The sequence below is a fragment of the Streptosporangium sp. NPDC051023 genome, from assembly GCF_040689595.1.
GTDB lineage: Bacteria > Actinomycetota > Actinomycetes > Streptosporangiales > Streptosporangiaceae > Streptosporangium.
The window spans coordinates 81887-97378 of sequence record NZ_JBFBCE010000035.1; the positions used below are offsets into that span (position 1 = coordinate 81887).

A 15492-nucleotide genomic window follows, 5' to 3' on the forward strand; every position below is an offset into this window, starting at 1 on the left:
GGGCCCGCGCTCACGTGCCTTCCGCGCCGGTCTGTCCGCGTCGTCGGGCCAGCAGGGTGGAGATCGCCACGGCGACGACGAGGGCCACGCCGTTGAACACGTTCGGCACCCAGTCCGCGGCGCCCGCCAGGGTGAGTCCGCTCACCGAGAGCGCGACGAACAGCGCGCCGACCACGGTGCCGAGCACGTTGTAGCGGCCGGGGTCTATCGCGGTGCCGCCGAGGAAGACGGCGGCCAGCGCGGGAAAGAGCAGGTCGACCCCGCTGTTCACCAGGCCTCCGCCGTTGCGCGCGGTGAGCAGGACACCGGCGATCCCGGCGAGTCCCCCGGAGATCACGAAGGCCAGAAAGGAGACTCGGGTGACCGAGATGCCGACAAGGCGGGCGGCGGCGGGGTTGCTGCCCACGGCATGGAGACGGCGGCCGACGGCGGTCTGGCCGAGCACGAACCAGCAGGTGGCGATGACGACCGCCACCGGCCAGATCACCTGGGGCAGACCGAGCCAGGTCCCCGACCCGAGATCACGCAGCGGCTGCGCGATGTCGCGGGTGATGCCCACACCGCCCGTGTACCACTGCACGATTCCGGGAAGAAGCGTGGCGGTGCCGATCGTGACGATGAACGCGTTGAGCCGGAGCGCCGCCACGAGGGTCGCGTTGACGAGGCCGACGGCGAGCCCGGCCAGCAGGCCACCGGCCACGCCGACCGCGAGCGGGGCGTGGTGGTCGGACAGCAGCGCCGCGCAGGTGATCGAGGACACGAGTGAGGTCGCCGCGACGGAGAAGTCGAAGTGCCCGCCGACCAGCGGGAAGATCGCCGCGATCCCCAGCACGGAGACCACGGCGATGTTGCCCAGGACCGCCTGGAGGTTCGCCATCGTGGGGAAGGCCGGGGCGCTCGCGGGCAGGACGCTGAAGAACACGTACACCGCGCCGAGCAGCAGGACCAGGCCGTACCGCTCACCCAGACTCCGTAGCACGTGGGACTTCGCGGTCGTCTTCTTCTCCGCGGACGCCGCTCCCGGCAGCGTGGTGGCGCTCATGATGCCTCCTGGTCGGCATAGGAGTGCTTGACGATGGCGGGGATGGCGACCTCGGCGCCGCGTAGGTGCGCGGTCACGCGTCCGGCCCGCAGCACCACGACGCGGTCGCAGAGGTGGGCCAGTTCCTCGACATCGGAGGAGGCGACCAGTACGGCGGTGCCGTGGGCGGCCACGGTCCGAAGCCGTTGGTAGATGTCGGCTCTGGCCATCACGTCGACGCCCTGGGTGGGCTCGTCGAGCAGGAGCACCCGGGGCGCTCGCTGGAGCCAGCGGGCGACCACGACCTTCTGCTGGTTGCCTCCCGACAGCCGGGTGATCGCCTGACCCGGGGCCGAAATCTTGATCTTGAAGTCGTCGATCGCGCTCTGGGTCGCGGCCCGCTCACTGGACGAGCGCAGCCACGACCATCGCGCATGTCGCCTGAGGGTGGCGATCGTGGTGTTCCGCACGATGGAGAAGTCACCGAACAACGCGTCACCGTGACGGTCCTCGGGGACCAGGGCCACCCCTGCCCGCATGGCGGCCCGCACGGAGGCGGGCAGCGGCCGTCCCTCGATCAGGATCGAGCCGGATCGCGGTGAAACGGCGCCGAACAGGCTGCGGAGCAGCGTCGAGCGTCCGGAGCCGAGCAGTCCGGCAACGCCCACGATCTCTCCGGCGTGCGCCTCCAGGCTGACCTCGCGCAGGGGGCCCGCGCAGAGCCCCCTGACCTGGACCGTCGGCCGCGCCGATGACCTGTCCTGCGAGGGCGCGGCGGCGCGCGCCGGGTAGAGGGCCTCAACCGACCGGCCCGCGATGAGCTCGGCCAGCCGGAGCTGGTCGAGGTCCGCGGTGGACCGGCTCTCGGCGACCACCCCGTCCCGCAGGACCGTCACCCAGTGCGCCAGCGACAGCACCTCGGCCAGCCGATGGCTGACGTAGAGGATCGCCTGCCCGGCGGCGGCTCCGCGGGCGAGCGCCTCAAGGAGGACGTCCACCTCGTGGTGCGGCAGGCTGGCGGTCGGCTCGTCGAGCACGAGGACCTGGCCCGGCTCGTCGTCGGCGAGCGCGCGGGCGATCGCCACCATGGTGCGGTCCGCGGGACGCAGACTCGCCACCTTCGCCCCCGGGTGGACCGAGAGGTCGAAGCGCTCCAGCTTGGCGGCCGTGGAACGATACAACCGCGACCACGAAACGGACCCGAGCCGGGTCGGAAACCCGCGGGAGAGCGCGAAGTTCTCCGCCACGGTCATGTCGAGGACCAGGCCCAGGTCCTGGTGCACGAAACGCAGCCCGGCCCGGTCGGCCGCCGCCGCGGTGAAACCGGCGAGGTCGGTTTCTGGGCGCCCCTGCCCGCGCAGGGTGCCCGCGTCCGCGTGCTCGATGCCGGCCAGCACCTTGATCAGGGTGGACTTGCCCGACCCGTTGCCTCCGGCGAGGGCGTGTATCCGCCCGGGGCGCAGGGTCAGGGAGACACCCTTGAGCACCGAGACCGCGCCGTAGGACTTCCGTACGTCCTCGACGTGGAGGACGACGTCATCCGGGCCGGGAGCCCCGGCGTTCATCGCCCCCACGCCTTTTTGTACGCCGCGCGGAAGTCCATCGGCGCCACGTAGGCACCCGTCTGCGGCAGGTTGGCGCGCCGGTCGATGGTCTGGAAACCCAGGCCCGCGGGTATCGGGTCCTGCCCGGCGAAGACCCTGATCAGGGTGTCCACGGCGGCCCAGCCGTACCAGTCGATGGGCTGGCCGACCGCGGCGTTCTGCCCCTGGTCACCGCGAATGAGGTTCAGGTTGGGCGGCAGTCCCTCTCCGCCGATCAGCTGGAGCTCGGCGTGGCGCGGCGAGCCGGCGACCGCCTGTGCGCCTCCGGCCAGGACGAGCGAGTCGAGCGGGATCGAGACCCAGGTGGCGTCGGGGTGCCTGAGCAGGGCCGATTCGATGATCTGGCGCACGTTGCCGAACGTGCTGAGCGTCACGTCCACGGGGTAGACCTTGCATCCGGAGCACGCGGCGACGCCCTTGCTGAATCCCTGGTGCAGCGCCGAACCGATGTTCGTTCCCTGGAAGACCAGCTCGATGATCGACGCCCGGCCGCGCGACCGCGCCATGATCCATTGGGCTCGTGCCTGGCCGATGGCCTCCTGGTACTCCTCGTTGGTGGGGTACTCGTCGGCCGGTATGACGGAGGCGGTGAACAGCCGCTCGCCACCGGCGCCGGCTCCGGTGTCGCAGTCGAAGCCCCAGAAGTCGATGGTGCGCACGCCCGCGGCCTTGGCCTCCCGGAGTGGCTGCTGGATGTCCGAGCAGTCGATGGCCTCGGTGATGATCGCGTCCTGGTGGGCGGCGACGCCCTGGCGGACACACTGGGCGAAGGCGCCACCCGCGTTCAGCTTGCCGTCGCAGATCTGGGCCTCCCAGCCGACGGTTTCGGCCGCCTCCTTGGCCGCCTCCGCGCCGGTCTGGCACCCGATCGCGCTCTGCCCGCAGGACACGATCCACACCTTCTTACCCGGGGGCGCAGAGGGAGCGGCCGTCGGCGGGGTGCCGTAGGAGGAGCCCTTGATGAGCTCGTCGATGAGTTTGTCGAGATTCTTGTTCCCCTCACCCGCGGCGTCCGTTGCCGAAGCGGCGTCGGACGAAGCGGCGCCGGACGAGGTGGTGCCGGATGGGGTGATGCCGGACGAGCAGGCACCGAGGGCGAACATTCCGACACAGAGCAGGGCGAGTGGATTCCGCATCCAGGTCTTGCTGAACAACGTCGTACCTCCTGATCGGTCCTGGTAGCGAAGCGGCACCCCCTGCGCCGCGGGCTGAGTGTGATGAGTCGTCAGCCGAGTTCCGCCGCGAACAGCGCGGTGAGCTCGGTGACGGCCCGGTCCGCGCCGGGCGAGACGGCCGGCATTCCGAAGAAGGGGTGGATGAGCTCGGCGTAGATCCTGAGCGTGGCGGGCACGCCTGCCTGGAGCAGCCGGGCCGCGAAGACGATGCCGTCGTCGCGCAGCGGGTCGAAACCGGCGACCCCCACCACGGTGGAGGGCAGGTCGCCGAGGTCCTCGGCGAGGGCCGGGGACACCCGCACGTCCTGCGCGGTCTCACGATCGCCGCGGAAGTAGAGCTTGCTGATCACGGTCAGGTCCTCGGCCTCGAGGAAGTACCCCGTGGCGTTCTCGGTCGTCGAGGGATACGACGCCGTGAAGTCCGTGACGGGCGAGGCGAGCAGCAGGGCGCGGACCGGGTTTCCGCTCCGGGCGGCGAGTAGCGCGGTGACGGTGGCCAGGTTGGCGCCGGAGCTCTCCCCGGCCAGGCCGATCCGGTCGGCGTCGGCGCCAAGGCGATCGATGGTGGCCCGTACCCAGTCGAGCGCGGCCGAGGCGTCTTCGACGGCGGCCGGGAACGGGTTCTCCGGGGCGAGCCGGTAGTCGACCGAGACCACGACGGCGGACAGCTCGTGGCTCAGGCGGCGGGCGACGTCCTGCATGAGGTGGGCGCTGCCCATGACGAAGCCACCGGGATGGAAGTACAGCACCGTCGGGACCGGCCCGACGGCCTCGGGCCGGAACACCTTCAGGCGCAGGTGCCCGACGGTGACGTCCTCCTCCGAGGCGATCGGCGCGAAGGCCGCGGGGTTCCACCCGCCCTCGATGGCCTGGGTCATCCGGGCTCGCATCTCGTCAGGCTCACCGTCGAACGATCCCGGCGCTCCGACGGAGCGGAGCATGCCGAGAAGGTCGGCGAATCCACTGTCGAGGGTCATGGGGTTCCTCATCTTCCTCGTTGGGTCTGTTCTGGTCTGCGGGCGCGCGAGGTCTCACGGCCCGGGTGCGTGCTCGGGTCGAGGCTGAAGGGGCGGGGCTGAACGGGCGGGGCTCAGGTCGAGAGGATGCGCCGGTTGGACTCCTCGGCGAGGTCGCGCAGCCGATCCTGGTCGACACCGACCAGGGCGCCGCCTCGCTTGCGGACGACCCCGGCGACGACGACCGTGTCGACGTTGCCCGGGTGTGCCGCGTTCACCACCGCGGCCACCGGGTCGGTCACCGGGTAGAGGTTGAGGTCGGTCGCCCGGATCAGCACGATGTCGGCGGCCTTGCCGGGCGACAGGCTCCCCACTCGATCGCCGAGCCCGAGCACCTCGGCGGCGCCCTGGGTGGCCAGGTGGAACACATCAGCGGCGGAGAAGGCGCTCGGCGGGTCCTCGAAGCGCGACTCCACGGTGTTCACCCGGCTCCGGGTTGCGGCCAGCGCCGTTTTCATCTGGGTGAACAGATCCGAGGCGCCGAACGCCTCGGTGTCGCTGCTGAGCCCGGTCGTGACGCCAAGGCCGCGCAGCCGGTCGATCGGGGTGTGCCCGATGCCAGGAAAGCCCTGCTCGTGCTGTGGGGCGACCGCGGCGCCGACGCCGTGATCGGCCATCATCCGCAGTTCGTCGTCGCTGTTCTCGCTGCAGTGCACGAATGTCAGGTCGGGGCCGAGCAGGCCCGCGCCGTTCATCTGGGCGATCGCGGCCATCGCGCCGAAGTCCTTGCCGCAGCCCATGTGGATGGACGTGCGGATGCCGAGCTCGCGGGCCATCGCGAGGTCGTTGCGGGTCACCTCCATCGTCGACAGCTCCGGCCCGCGTCCGGCCAGTGCCAGTGTGACGAGGGCGTCGTCGTCGAAGAGCAGGTCGTTGCGGATCCGGCGCAGGTCGTCGGTGTGGTCGCGGCTGCTTCCCATGATCCACTCGGGCAGGTCGACCAGCGGCCAGCCGTGGCCGAACACCGCCCGCACGCCCGCCTCCCGCAGGCCCAGAATCGCGGCGTCGCCGTGTTCGGGAGAGTTCTGCACGTGCGACCAGTCCATGAGCGTCGTCGTGCCCGCGTCGAGGGCGGCGAGCGCCCCGAGCAGGTTGCCGACGTAGACGTCGTCAGGCCGGTACCGCGAGCCGAGTCTGCCGAACATCTCCCCGAAGTAGGTCATCAGGTCCATGCCGGTGCACCGGTGGCGTACGGCGGACTGCCAGGTGTGCTTGTGGGCGTCGACGAGTCCGGGCAGCACGAGCATCCCGGACGCGTCGAGCACCTCGGCGCCGGGCGCCACGATCCCCTGGCCCACCTCGGCGATCGTTCCGTTCCGCACCAGGACGTCGGTGTCCTTCACGGTCCCGATCACGGGGTCGCCGGAGACGACCCAGCCACCCGTGATCAGCAGGGCGGTGGTGGCTTTGCTCATCCGATGCACCTTCCGTGCTCTGTCAGTGCTGGTAGTGCTGTTAGTGCTGGCAGTGCTGTTAGTGGCCCGCGAGGGTCAACTCGGCGCGGGCACCATTGCCGATCGCCTGGGCGTACGCCGCCTCGAGCTCAGAGTCGGACGGACTGGCCGTCCAGGCCCGCGCGACGTACGCGTCGGGCCGGATGAGGACCACGGACGCACCGGCCAGTTCGCGGGTGAAACCGGGGTCGTCGACCACGACGCGGGTGACTCGGGAGGGCGTCTTGCGAGTGGCGGGCGCCTGGTCCGCGCGCTCGACCAGCACGAACGCGCTCTGGGCGGCGATCTCGGTGTAGCGGCGGTCCCCAAGGTGGAGCTCGCCGACGCGGGTGCCGTCCGCCGGGTGCGGGTCGCTCTCCCGGTGGTAGGTGGTCTTGAACCCGCTCAGCCGGTCGCGCAGGATCGTGTTCACCTCCGGGATGGGGATGAGCTCCGTCTCGACGAACTCCTTGAGCTTGAGACCGCCCGGGGTGAAGTCGAAGTGCAGCTTGCACTGGGTCGCGACGTCGTCCATGAGGTCCTGGAGCACCGGATGCCGCTCGTCGTCGTAGGTCTGGAGCAGCGCCTCGGGTGCGTCGCCGGTCGCGACCAGGCCGAGTTTCCAGCCGAGGTTGAAGGCGTCCTGGATGCAGTAGTTCATGCCGATGCCGCTGGCCGGGTAGTGCACCCGGGTGGATTCGCCGACGAGCGAGACCCGGCCCCGGTGGAGGTACGGCGTCATCTTGTGGGTGTCGCCGTACCGTGAGACCCACTTGGCGCTGGTGATGCCGAAGTCCTCGCCGAAGATCGCGCGCAGGCTCTCGCGCACCTCGTCGAGTGTCACCGGCTCACCGCGCGGTACGGTGCGACGCGCCTCGGCGACGATGATGAAGCGGGTGGTCCGCTGGCCGAACGGATAGGCCAGGACCCAGCCGTTCTCGTTGCGCCGCATCTGCATCGACGCGGCCCATGGGAACGTCAGGTCGGCGTCGATCGACACCGCGGTCATCTCCGCCTCTCGCCCCTCGAACGGGACACCGGCACAGGCCCGCACCTCGCTGCGGGCACCGTCCGCGCCGACCAGGAACCGGGCGCTGAGGTGAATGGTCGCCCCGTCGGCGTCGAGCGCGGTCACGGTGACGCCGTCCGCCTCCTCGGTGTGCTCGACGTAGGTCACCCCTCGCCGCACCTCGGCACCGGCCTCGGCGGCCCAGTCGCGCAGCAGGTGCTCGGTGGTGGTCTGCGGCAGGATCAGCGCGTACGGGTACGTGCTGTCCAGCAGGTCGTAGCGCAGGCCGACCAGCCCGGCATAGATGTAGCGAGGAACCTCGAAGTCGGGCCGCCAGTCCTTCGCGGCCTCGCGGAAGCGGCCCATGAGCCCTCGGGCGTCGAGGAGTTCGAGCACGCGCGGCTGGATGACACCGGCCCTCGACGGGCTGTCGCCCTTCCGCTTCTCCAGGACGATCACACGTGCCCCGACCCGGGCGGCCTCGGCCGCGACGGTCGCACCGGAGGGACCCCCACCGATGACGATGACGTCCGCGTCAGTTCTTCGCATCTCTCTTGCCTCGCTCCCTGCCAATGTGTCCGTCCTACGGACAATTGTCCGCTCACCGGCGTGCGGTTGAGCATAGGTTGGCTTCTATCTCGCGTCAATGCTGTGAATACCCGGTAAAACAGCTGTACACCACGGGGGTGCGCATGCGCGTACACTTGTCCGTTGTACGGATGATCGCCTTTTGGGCGCACTTCGAGGACGGTGACCATGGCTCGGGAGAACACCGGCCCCGACTTCATCGAGGCCCTCGCACGCGGCCTCGACGTGATCAGGTCCTTCGGCGTCCACCACCGGCCGATGTCCCTCAGTGAGATCGCCGGGGAGTCGTCCCTGGCCCGCCCGACCGCGCGGCGGGTCCTGCTCACCCTTGAGCAACTCGGCTACGTGCGCCCCGCCGACGGCGGTTTCGTGCTGACCCCCCGCGTCCTGGAACTCGGCGTCGCCTACACGCTGTCGGCGGGCCTGTGGGACATCGCGCAGCCGTACCTGCGGGACCTGGTCCGCTCGACGAACCAGGCGGCCTCGGTCGCCCTGCTCGACGGTTCGGACATCATCTACGTCGCCCGTGCCGCCGTTCCGAAGGTGGTGTCGGCCAACATCAACGTCGGCATGCGCCTACCCGCGCGCAGCACCGCGCTCGGCAAGGTCCTGCTGGCCTCGCTCGACCGCGACCGGCTCGGCAAGGTCCTGGCCATCCCGTCGACCGCGGTGACCCGCGCCTTCAGGGAACGGCCCCTGGAAAATCTCCAGGCCGAGCTCCGCGAGATCCGGGCCCGCGGATGGGCCGCGACCGACGAGGAGATGACCCCCGGCGTCCGGTCGATCGCCGCGCCCGTCCGCGACGGTGACGCCGTCGTCGTCGCCGCCGTCAATCTCAGCGCCATCGCCGCCGAGGTCGCCCACGAGCAGATGACGGAGGAGTTCCTGCCCCTGGTCCTCCTGGCGGCAAGCGAGATCGGAAAGAACTACACCCTGGTCCGGAACATCCCCCAGGCCCTCGTCTCGGAGCAGGCCGTGATGTGAGCCGCGCCCGCAGATCAGTGTGGTGACGGTGTGGCAGGTGGGGCACCGGGTTCTTTGGCTTTCCTGGCGGCAGCCGAGCCGCACCCTGAGGTTCGTGGAGGTCTGGCCGTACCGGATCGAGATCAGGCCGGAACCAGGTCCTGGCGGATGTGCGCCAGGTCGTTCGTGATCCTGGCCGCGGTCTCGGTGAGCACGGGCAGGACGTCGCGCAGCAGATCGTCGACGGTGGCGCGGCTGACATGGGTGGCCACGTTCAGCGCGGCGACGACCCGCCCGTTCCGGTCGCGCAGGGGCACGGCGATGGACCGGACGCCCTCCTCCAGCTCCTGGTCGACCACGGCGTACCCGTCGATCCTCGCCCGCCGTACGGCTGCCGCCAGCTCGCCGGACGATGTGACGGTGTGCATGGTCAGCGGCCGAGGGGTGATCGCGGACAGCCGGTCATCGGGAAGACCGGCCAGCAGCACCCGGCCCATCGAGGTCGCGTACGCGGGAAAGCGGGTGCCCACGGTGATGTCGACGCTCATGATGCTCGTGACGGGCACGCGTGCCACGTAGACGACCTCGTCACCGGAGAGCATCGCGACCGACGCCGACTCGCGGACCCGCGCCACCAGGTCCTCCAGGTGTGGCCGGATGATCTCTTCGAGGGTCCGTGAGGACAGATGGGCGTAGCCGAGTTCCAGGACCCTGGGCAGGAGAACGAAACGGGTGCCCTCAGCGGCCACGTACCCGAGCCGCTCCAGGCTCAGGATCGCCCGCCGTACCGTGGCCCTGGGCAGGCCGGTCACCTTGGCGGCTCCGGCGAGGGTCAGCCCGCCACGTGCCGAGCCGAGGGAGACCAGTACGGCCAGCCCGCGGGCCAGCGACTGGAGATACTCGGCGCCCAGCTCCTCCTTCGTGGCGCGGGAGGTGTCCACTGCGGTGGGCGGCATGGGCGGCATGGGCGGCGCGGATGGCGGAACCGGCGCCGCCAGCGCCGTTTCCATGTCGGCGACCGCGTTCCTGAGGCGGGGCAGGGCATGGGCGCGCAGCCCGGCGACGGTGTGCCTGCTGGTGTGGCTGGCCACGCTCAGCGCGCAGACCACCTTGCCGCTCCCGTCCCGTACCGGCATCGCAACCGTGATCAGTCCCGGCTCCATGAGCTGGTCGTCCTCGGTCCACGGCGCGGCCGGGTCGAGCAGCGCCAGACCGGCCGCGCAGCGCTCCGCGGGCAGCAGTTCCCCGGTTCTGAAGGCGATGGACATCGTGCGCCGCCGGGTGAACCGGCCGACGAGGCGCACCCCGTCCCCGTCGAGAACGGCCAGCGAAACCGACTCGTCCAGCTCCCGCGCGAGCCTGTCCGCGTGCGGGCCGAGGATCTCCGCCAGGCCGCCGCAGGCGAGATACGCCTCGCCCAGCTCCATCAGGGGAGGGGCGAGCAGCACATCGCGGTCCTCGATCCGCAGGTGGCCGAGATGGGCGAGGGTCGCCACGACGCGGTCGACCGTGGATCTGGCCAGGCCGGTCGCGCGGGTCAGGTCGGTCGCGCGCATCCGCCGCCCGGGATCGGCCGACAGGGCACGCAACACGGCCAGACCGCGTTCGAGGGTTCCGGCCGACTCCATTCGATCTCCTTCTCGCTTGATGGAAGCACTTTGACAGGGACGTTCGTGCCGCGCATACTCGTCAGATATTAATGAACTAAAGTTCACTATGCGAACACATGGAGCGCTGTGGGCAGAAACAAGGTGATCGCCACCGCCGGGGAGGCACTGGCCGACGTGCACGACGGCGCGTCTTTCGCGGTCGGCGGCTTCGGCCTCAGCGGCATCCCGAACGTGCTGATTCGAGCCCTCTACGACACGGGGGTGACCGGGCTCGGCGTGGTGTCGAACAACTGCGGTGTGGACGGCGGAGGCCTGGGCGTTCTGCTGGCCGCCGGGCGCATCGCCCGGGTGACCGCCTCCTACATCGGGGAGAACAAGGAGTTCGCCCGCCAGTACCTCACGGGGGAGCTGGAGGTCGAGCTGACCCCGCAGGGCAGCCTGGCCGAACGGCTCCGCGCGGGCGGCTGCGGCATCCCCGCCTTCTACACCCCGGCCGGGGTCGGCACCCCGGTCGCCGACGGCGGGCTACCGCTGCGCCACGCGAAGGACGGTTCCGTCGCCGTGACCTCGCAGCCCAAGGAGGTGCGCGAGTTCGACGGCGTCGAGTACGTCCTGGAGCGCGGCATCACCACGGATTTCGCGCTGGTCAGGGCGGCGCGCGGTGACCGGTACGGGAACCTGGCGTTCAACAAGGCGAGCCGCAACTTCAACCCCCTGGTGGCGATGGCGGGACGCGTCACGATCGCCGAGGTGGAGGAGCTCACCGACCTGGACCCCGACGAGGTGCACCTGCCCGGCGTCTTCGTGCAGCGCGTGGTCGTGCTCACCCCCGAACAGGCCGCCGACAAGGGCATCGAGAAGAGGACGGTCAGCTCATGACGTGGTCACGGGACGAGATGGTCGCCAGGGCCGCGGCCGAGCTGCGTGACGGCGACCACGTCAACCTCGGCATCGGGCTGCCCACTCGCATCCCGTCGTTCCTGCCGCGGGAGGTGGACGTCGTGCTCCACTCGGAGAACGGCATCCTCGGAGTCGGCCGCTATCCCACGGAGGACGAGGTCGACCCCGATCTGATCAACGCGGGCAAGGAGACGGTCACCGTCCTGCCGGGGGCGTCCTTCTTCGACTCCGCGCTGTCGTTCGGCATGATCCGCGGCGGTCACATCGACGTCGCCGTGCTCGGCGCGATGCAGGTCTCCGCCCGCGGAGATCTGGCCAACTGGATGGTTCCCGGCAAGCTGGTCAAGGGGATGGGCGGGGCCATGGACCTGGTGCACGGCGCCCGCAGGGTCATCGTGATCATGGACCATGTGGCCAAGGACGGCTCACCGAAGATCGTCGAAAAGTGCTCCCTGCCGCTCACCGGAAAGGCCTGCGTCCACCGCGTGATCACTGACCTCGGCGTCCTCGACGTCACGGACGAGGGATTGGTGCTCGTGGAGACCGCGCCAGAGGTGAGCGTCGAGGAGCTGCGAAGCCGTACGGCAGCGAAGGTGATCACATGAAGGACGTCTACATCGTCGACTCGGTCAGGACCCCCATCGGCAGGTACGGCGGAGCACTGTCCGGCGTCCGCCCCGACGATCTGGCCGCGCACGTCATCAAGGCGCTGGCCGAGCGCACCGGCCTCGACCACGCCGACGAGGTGATCCTCGGCAACGCCAACGGCGCCGGTGAGGAGAACCGCAACGTCGCCAGGATGGCCGCGCTGCTGGCCGGGCTGCCGGTGACCACGCCGGGCACGACCGTCAACAGGCTCTGCGGCTCCGGCATGGAGGCCGTCATCCAGGCCTATCGGGCGATCGCCGTGGGGGACGCCTCGGTGGTGATCGCCGGTGGTGTGGAATCGATGACCCGCGCCCCCTGGGTGCTGCCCAAGCCGGAGCGGGCCTTCCCGGCCGGTGGCCAGGAACTGGTCTCCACCACAATCGGCTGGCGCCTGGTCAACCCGAAGATGCCGCGGGAGCACACCGTGGCCCTCGGCGAGGGAGCCGAGCTGATCGCCGACAAGCACGGCATCACCCGCGAGGAGCAGGACACCTTCGCCCTGGCCAGCCACCAGAAAGCGGCCAAGGCCTCCTTCGAGCGCGAGATCGTCGCCGTCGGCGGCCTCTCCCGGGACGAGAGCATCCGCGAGGACACCTCCGCGGAGGCGCTGGCCCGGCTCAAACCGGTCTTCCGTGAGCACGGCACCGTGACGGCGGGCAACTCCTCCCCGCTCAACGACGGCGCGGCGGCGCTGCTGCTCACCGACGAGGCGGGACTCGCCGGGCGCGAGCCGCTGGCCAGGATCGCCGCCACCGGCGTCAGCGCGCTCGACCCCCGCTACTTCGGCCTCGGCCCGGTCGAGGCGACGAAGAAGGCGCTGGCCAAGGCGGGCAAGGGCTTCGGCGAGCTGACCACGGCCGAGCTGAACGAGGCGTTCGCCGCCCAGGCGCTCGGCTGCCTGGCCGAACTGCCCGACCTCGATCCCTCGATCGTCAACCCGTACGGCGGCGCGATCGCGCTCGGCCACCCCTTGGGCGCGTCGGGCGCGCGCATCACCGGCGCCGTCGCCCACCGGCTCGCCGAGGCCGGTTCGGGCACCGGCCTGGCCTGCCTCTGCATCGGTGTCGGCCAGGGCCTGGCCGTCGTGCTCGAAAGGTGATCCCTGCTGGATGTCGGCCTCCGGGCCTCCCCGACAGGGCGTTGAAGAGCCGTGCGTGTCGCCACGCACGGCTCTTCACGTCTTCCGGGGCTAGACGTACACTACGTAAAGTACGTACTTGACGTTCATTGCGGAGTTGGCGCGGGTGAACCTTTCGGAGATCGAGTTCGTCGATCGCATGGGGCTGATCATGGAGCGTCTGGGTGGGGCGCGCACGATGGGCCGCCTGCACGCGTGGCTCATGATCTGCGACCCGCCTGACCAGTCCCTCACCGACCTGGCGGCGGAGCTCGGCGTGAGCAAAACCGCGGTCAGCACGGTCGCCAGGCAGCTGGAGCGGAGCGGAATGGTGGAACGCGTTCCCACCTCAACCCGCGAGCACCGCTACCGGGTGACCGTCGGCGGGTGGGAGCAGATCATGCGGGTCCAGATGGCCATCCTCAGGCAGAGCCTCGGCGCGCTCGACTTCGGGCTGTCGATCCTCGGCGACGATCGGCCCGGCCGGCGAGACCGGCTGGAGGACACCCGGAAGTTCTTCGCCTTCGTTCTACAGGACTCGGACGAGATGTTCGAGCGCTGGAAGGAGTACCGCGAGAAGCCGTCCTGACGTACATCGGCAGAGGGATCCTCAACCAAGGAGAGGCGATGTCAGACATCGTCGAACGGTACGACATCCCCAAACGGCACTTCTGGCTGCACGGGCCCCGATCGGGTCCGGCGGTCGAGTTCGACGCCCGAACCGGGCTGTGGAACGTCTACGGTCATCCGGAGCTGCTCGAGGTCCTCGGTGACCCCGCGACGTACTCCTCCGACACCATGCGCGTGATCCCCAAGGGTCTGATGCCCAGCGAGGACGACTTCTCGCTGAAGGGCTTCATCACCCAGATCGACCCGCCGGAGCACGGCAAGCTGCGCAAGCTGGTCAGCAGCGCCTTCACCCGCAAGGTCGTGGCGGATCTCGAACCGAGGATCGCCGCGCTCACCCACGAGCTGCTCGACGCGGCGCGCGAGCGCGACCGGTTCGAGCTCGTGAGCGACCTGGCCTACCCGCTGCCGGTCATCGTCATCGCCGAGCTGCTCGGGGTGCCCAGCGGCGATCGCGCCCTGTTCAAGCAGTGGGCCGACGCGCTGTTCCAGCGTGACGCCGAGATCTCGCTCAACCGGTCCGACGAGGAGCGCAGCGCGGACCTCGAGGCCACGATGAAACCGTGGAAGGAGATGTCCGCCTATCTCGCCGCCCACGCCGCCGAACGCCGGCGGCAGCCGCGCGCCGACCTGCTCACCAGGCTGGTCGAGGCCGAGGTGGACGGCGAAAACCTGCCCGACGAGCAGGTGGTCAACTTCGCGATCATCCTCCTGCTCGCGGGACACATCACCACGACGATGCTGCTCGGCAACACGGTGCTGTGCCTGGACGCCTTCCCCGAGCTGCAGGACAGGGTGCGCGCCGACCGCTCCTTGATCCCGGCCGTCATCGAGGAGTCCATCCGGTTCCTGACCCCGTTCGCCCTCCTCGGCCGCGCCACCACCCGCGAGGCCCGGCTCGGCGGCGTGACGATCCCGGCCGACCAGATGGTCATGATCTGGATCGCGGCGGCCAACCGGGATCCGCGCCAGTTCCCCGACCCCGACGTCTTCGACCCCGACCGCGACCCCAACCCGCACCTCGGCTTCGGCCGCGGCATCCACTTCTGCCTGGGCGCGCCCTTGGCCCGGCTGGAGGGACGGGTCGCGCTGGACATCCTGCTCGACCGGTTCGACGTCCTGCGTACCGACCCGGACGACCCCGTGCAGTTCATCCCCACGCCGTCGCTGACAGGAGTGCGCCGCCTCCCGCTCATCCGGGGGTGACGCCGAACGGCGGACGCGGCTACACGGCTACGCGGCTCTGAAGGGCGAAGCCGCGAACCACACCATGACGGCCCTGGTGCCCGGAAGAGGACCAGGGCCGTTTCTCCCGTGGTCGTCTTCACCCGTCAGCGTCCGTCTGGCTATCTTTCAGCAGTGCGTGGACCTCGGCCTGGCGGAAGCGGTGGTGGCCGCCCAGGGTGTGGATGGAGCTGAGCTTTCCCTCTCTGCCCCATCGGGTGACGGTTTTGGGGTCGACGCGGAACAGCCGCGCGACCTCGGCGGGGGTGAGTAGCCGTTCGGCGGTGCCGTCGATGGTGAAGCTGCCGTCAGCGCTGATGACCATGATGGTGGTCAAGGAGTCTCCAGGTGAGTGTCGGGGCGAGGAGTTTCCGGACGGCTCGCGGAGCACGGTCGGCACGAGCGGCCCGGGGATCAGGGGTTATCGCTGGCGGACCTATGCCGGGTTGTGGGTGGGGGAGGTGCCCGGCCGGCGCCGACGACCTGGTGGTGACGGAGGCCGCGGTCAAGCAACACCTGCTGCGCCTGTACCAGAAGTTCCGGATACCGGAGGGGAC

The 15492-nt window shown here is 70.1% G+C and carries 13 protein-coding genes and 3 pseudogenes; 8 read left to right on the top strand and 8 right to left on the bottom strand.

Going from position 1 to position 15492, the window contains the following annotated elements; genetic code table 11:
• Positions 1-10: 10 nt before the first annotated feature.
• Entirely contained in the window at positions 11-1042 is a 1032-nt protein-coding gene (locus AB0395_RS23570; protein ID WP_366283713.1) for an ABC transporter permease, read from the bottom strand.
• A gap of 192 nt (positions 1043-1234) precedes the next feature.
• On the opposite strand from AB0395_RS23570, the pseudogene AB0395_RS23575 reads away from it, so the two are divergent.
• Positions 1235-1291 (top strand): annotated as a pseudogene (locus tag AB0395_RS23575) (hypothetical protein); the annotation flags it as partial.
• Here the strand turns inward: AB0395_RS23575 and AB0395_RS23580 are convergent.
• From AB0395_RS23580 to AB0395_RS23600, 5 genes and pseudogenes are all read right to left on the bottom strand, one after another.
• Positions 1276-2586 (bottom strand): annotated as a pseudogene (locus tag AB0395_RS23580) (sugar ABC transporter ATP-binding protein); the annotation flags it as partial. The pseudogenes AB0395_RS23575 and AB0395_RS23580 overlap by 16 nt on opposite strands.
• Complete coding sequence (locus AB0395_RS23585) at positions 2583-3779, bottom strand: substrate-binding domain-containing protein (protein WP_366283716.1); 1197 nt, start codon at positions 3777-3779, stop codon at positions 2583-2585. The gene AB0395_RS23585 and the pseudogene AB0395_RS23580, both read right to left, overlap by 4 nt.
• Positions 3780-3850: 71 nt before the next feature.
• A complete protein-coding gene (locus AB0395_RS23590) occupies positions 3851-4777 on the bottom strand; it encodes an alpha/beta hydrolase (RefSeq protein WP_366283719.1) in 927 nt (308 codons plus the stop codon).
• A gap of 113 nt (positions 4778-4890) precedes the next feature.
• Positions 4891-6231, bottom strand: coding sequence for an amidohydrolase family protein (locus AB0395_RS23595; RefSeq protein ID WP_366283721.1), 1341 nt, complete (start codon positions 6229-6231; stop codon positions 4891-4893).
• A gap of 58 nt (positions 6232-6289) precedes the next feature.
• Positions 6290-7807 (bottom strand): FAD-dependent oxidoreductase, encoded by a 1518-nt coding sequence (locus AB0395_RS23600; protein WP_366283723.1) that lies wholly within the window; start codon positions 7805-7807, stop codon positions 6290-6292.
• A 207-nt stretch (positions 7808-8014) separates the two neighbouring features.
• Between AB0395_RS23600 and AB0395_RS23605 the strand changes: the two genes are divergently transcribed.
• Positions 8015-8830, top strand: coding sequence for an IclR family transcriptional regulator C-terminal domain-containing protein (locus tag AB0395_RS23605; RefSeq protein WP_366283726.1), 816 nt, complete (start codon positions 8015-8017; stop codon positions 8828-8830).
• A 122-nt stretch (positions 8831-8952) separates the two neighbouring features.
• Here AB0395_RS23605 and AB0395_RS23610 read toward each other — a convergent pair whose 3' ends face one another.
• Positions 8953-10437 carry an IclR family transcriptional regulator C-terminal domain-containing protein gene (locus AB0395_RS23610; RefSeq protein ID WP_366283728.1) on the bottom strand — a complete coding sequence of 495 codons (1485 nt, stop codon included), beginning with the start codon at positions 10435-10437 and terminating at the stop codon, positions 8953-8955.
• A 108-nt stretch (positions 10438-10545) separates the two neighbouring features.
• Here AB0395_RS23610 and AB0395_RS23615 point away from each other — a divergent pair, with 108 nt between their 5' ends.
• From AB0395_RS23615 to AB0395_RS23635, 5 genes are all read left to right on the top strand, one after another.
• Positions 10546-11298, top strand: coding sequence for a CoA transferase subunit A (locus AB0395_RS23615; protein ID WP_366283731.1), 753 nt, complete (start codon positions 10546-10548; stop codon positions 11296-11298).
• Entirely contained in the window at positions 11295-11924 is a 630-nt protein-coding gene (locus AB0395_RS23620; RefSeq protein WP_366283733.1) for a CoA transferase subunit B, read from the top strand. Before AB0395_RS23615 ends, AB0395_RS23620 begins: the two co-directional genes overlap by 4 nt.
• The gene (locus AB0395_RS23625; RefSeq protein ID WP_366283735.1) at positions 11921-13066 is read left to right on the top strand and encodes a thiolase family protein; all 1146 of its coding nucleotides are present in this window, start codon (positions 11921-11923) and stop codon (positions 13064-13066) included. Before AB0395_RS23620 ends, AB0395_RS23625 begins: the two co-directional genes overlap by 4 nt.
• A gap of 118 nt (positions 13067-13184) precedes the next feature.
• On the top strand, positions 13185-13673 hold the full coding sequence (locus tag AB0395_RS23630) for a MarR family transcriptional regulator (RefSeq protein WP_366283736.1): 489 nt from the start codon (positions 13185-13187) through the stop codon (positions 13671-13673).
• A 38-nt stretch (positions 13674-13711) separates the two neighbouring features.
• On the top strand, positions 13712-14917 hold the full coding sequence (locus tag AB0395_RS23635; RefSeq protein WP_366283738.1) for a cytochrome P450: 1206 nt from the start codon (positions 13712-13714) through the stop codon (positions 14915-14917).
• A gap of 118 nt (positions 14918-15035) precedes the next feature.
• Here the strand turns inward: AB0395_RS23635 and AB0395_RS23640 are convergent, their stop codons facing one another.
• Complete coding sequence (locus tag AB0395_RS23640) at positions 15036-15260, bottom strand: BldC family transcriptional regulator (RefSeq protein WP_366283742.1); 225 nt, start codon at positions 15258-15260, stop codon at positions 15036-15038.
• 158 nt (positions 15261-15418) lie between these two features.
• On the opposite strand from AB0395_RS23640, the pseudogene AB0395_RS23645 reads away from it, so the two are divergent.
• A pseudogene (locus AB0395_RS23645) lies at positions 15419-15492 on the top strand (forkhead-associated protein); the annotation flags it as partial.

Bases quoted from the DNA above. Each gene is read 5' to 3' on its own strand.
- AB0395_RS23570 (WP_366283713.1), bottom strand. From the start codon at position 1,042: ATGAGCGCCACCACGCTGCCGGGAGCGGCGTCCGCGGAGAAGAAGACG.
- AB0395_RS23590 (WP_366283719.1), bottom strand. From the start codon at position 4,777: ATGACCCTCGACAGTGGATTCGCCGACCTTCTCGGCATGCTCCGCTCC.
- AB0395_RS23595 (WP_366283721.1), bottom strand. From the start codon at position 6,231: ATGAGCAAAGCCACCACCGCCCTGCTGATCACGGGTGGCTGGGTCGTC.
- AB0395_RS23600 (WP_366283723.1), bottom strand. From the start codon at position 7,807: ATGCGAAGAACTGACGCGGACGTCATCGTCATCGGTGGGGGTCCCTCC.
- AB0395_RS23605 (WP_366283726.1), top strand. From the start codon at position 8,015: ATGGCTCGGGAGAACACCGGCCCCGACTTCATCGAGGCCCTCGCACGC.
- AB0395_RS23610 (WP_366283728.1), bottom strand. From the start codon at position 10,437: ATGGAGTCGGCCGGAACCCTCGAACGCGGTCTGGCCGTGTTGCGTGCC.
- AB0395_RS23620 (WP_366283733.1), top strand. From the start codon at position 11,295: ATGACGTGGTCACGGGACGAGATGGTCGCCAGGGCCGCGGCCGAGCTG.
- AB0395_RS23625 (WP_366283735.1), top strand. From the start codon at position 11,921: ATGAAGGACGTCTACATCGTCGACTCGGTCAGGACCCCCATCGGCAGG.
- AB0395_RS23635 (WP_366283738.1), top strand. From the start codon at position 13,712: ATGTCAGACATCGTCGAACGGTACGACATCCCCAAACGGCACTTCTGG.
- AB0395_RS23640 (WP_366283742.1), bottom strand. From the start codon at position 15,260: ATGGTCATCAGCGCTGACGGCAGCTTCACCATCGACGGCACCGCCGAA.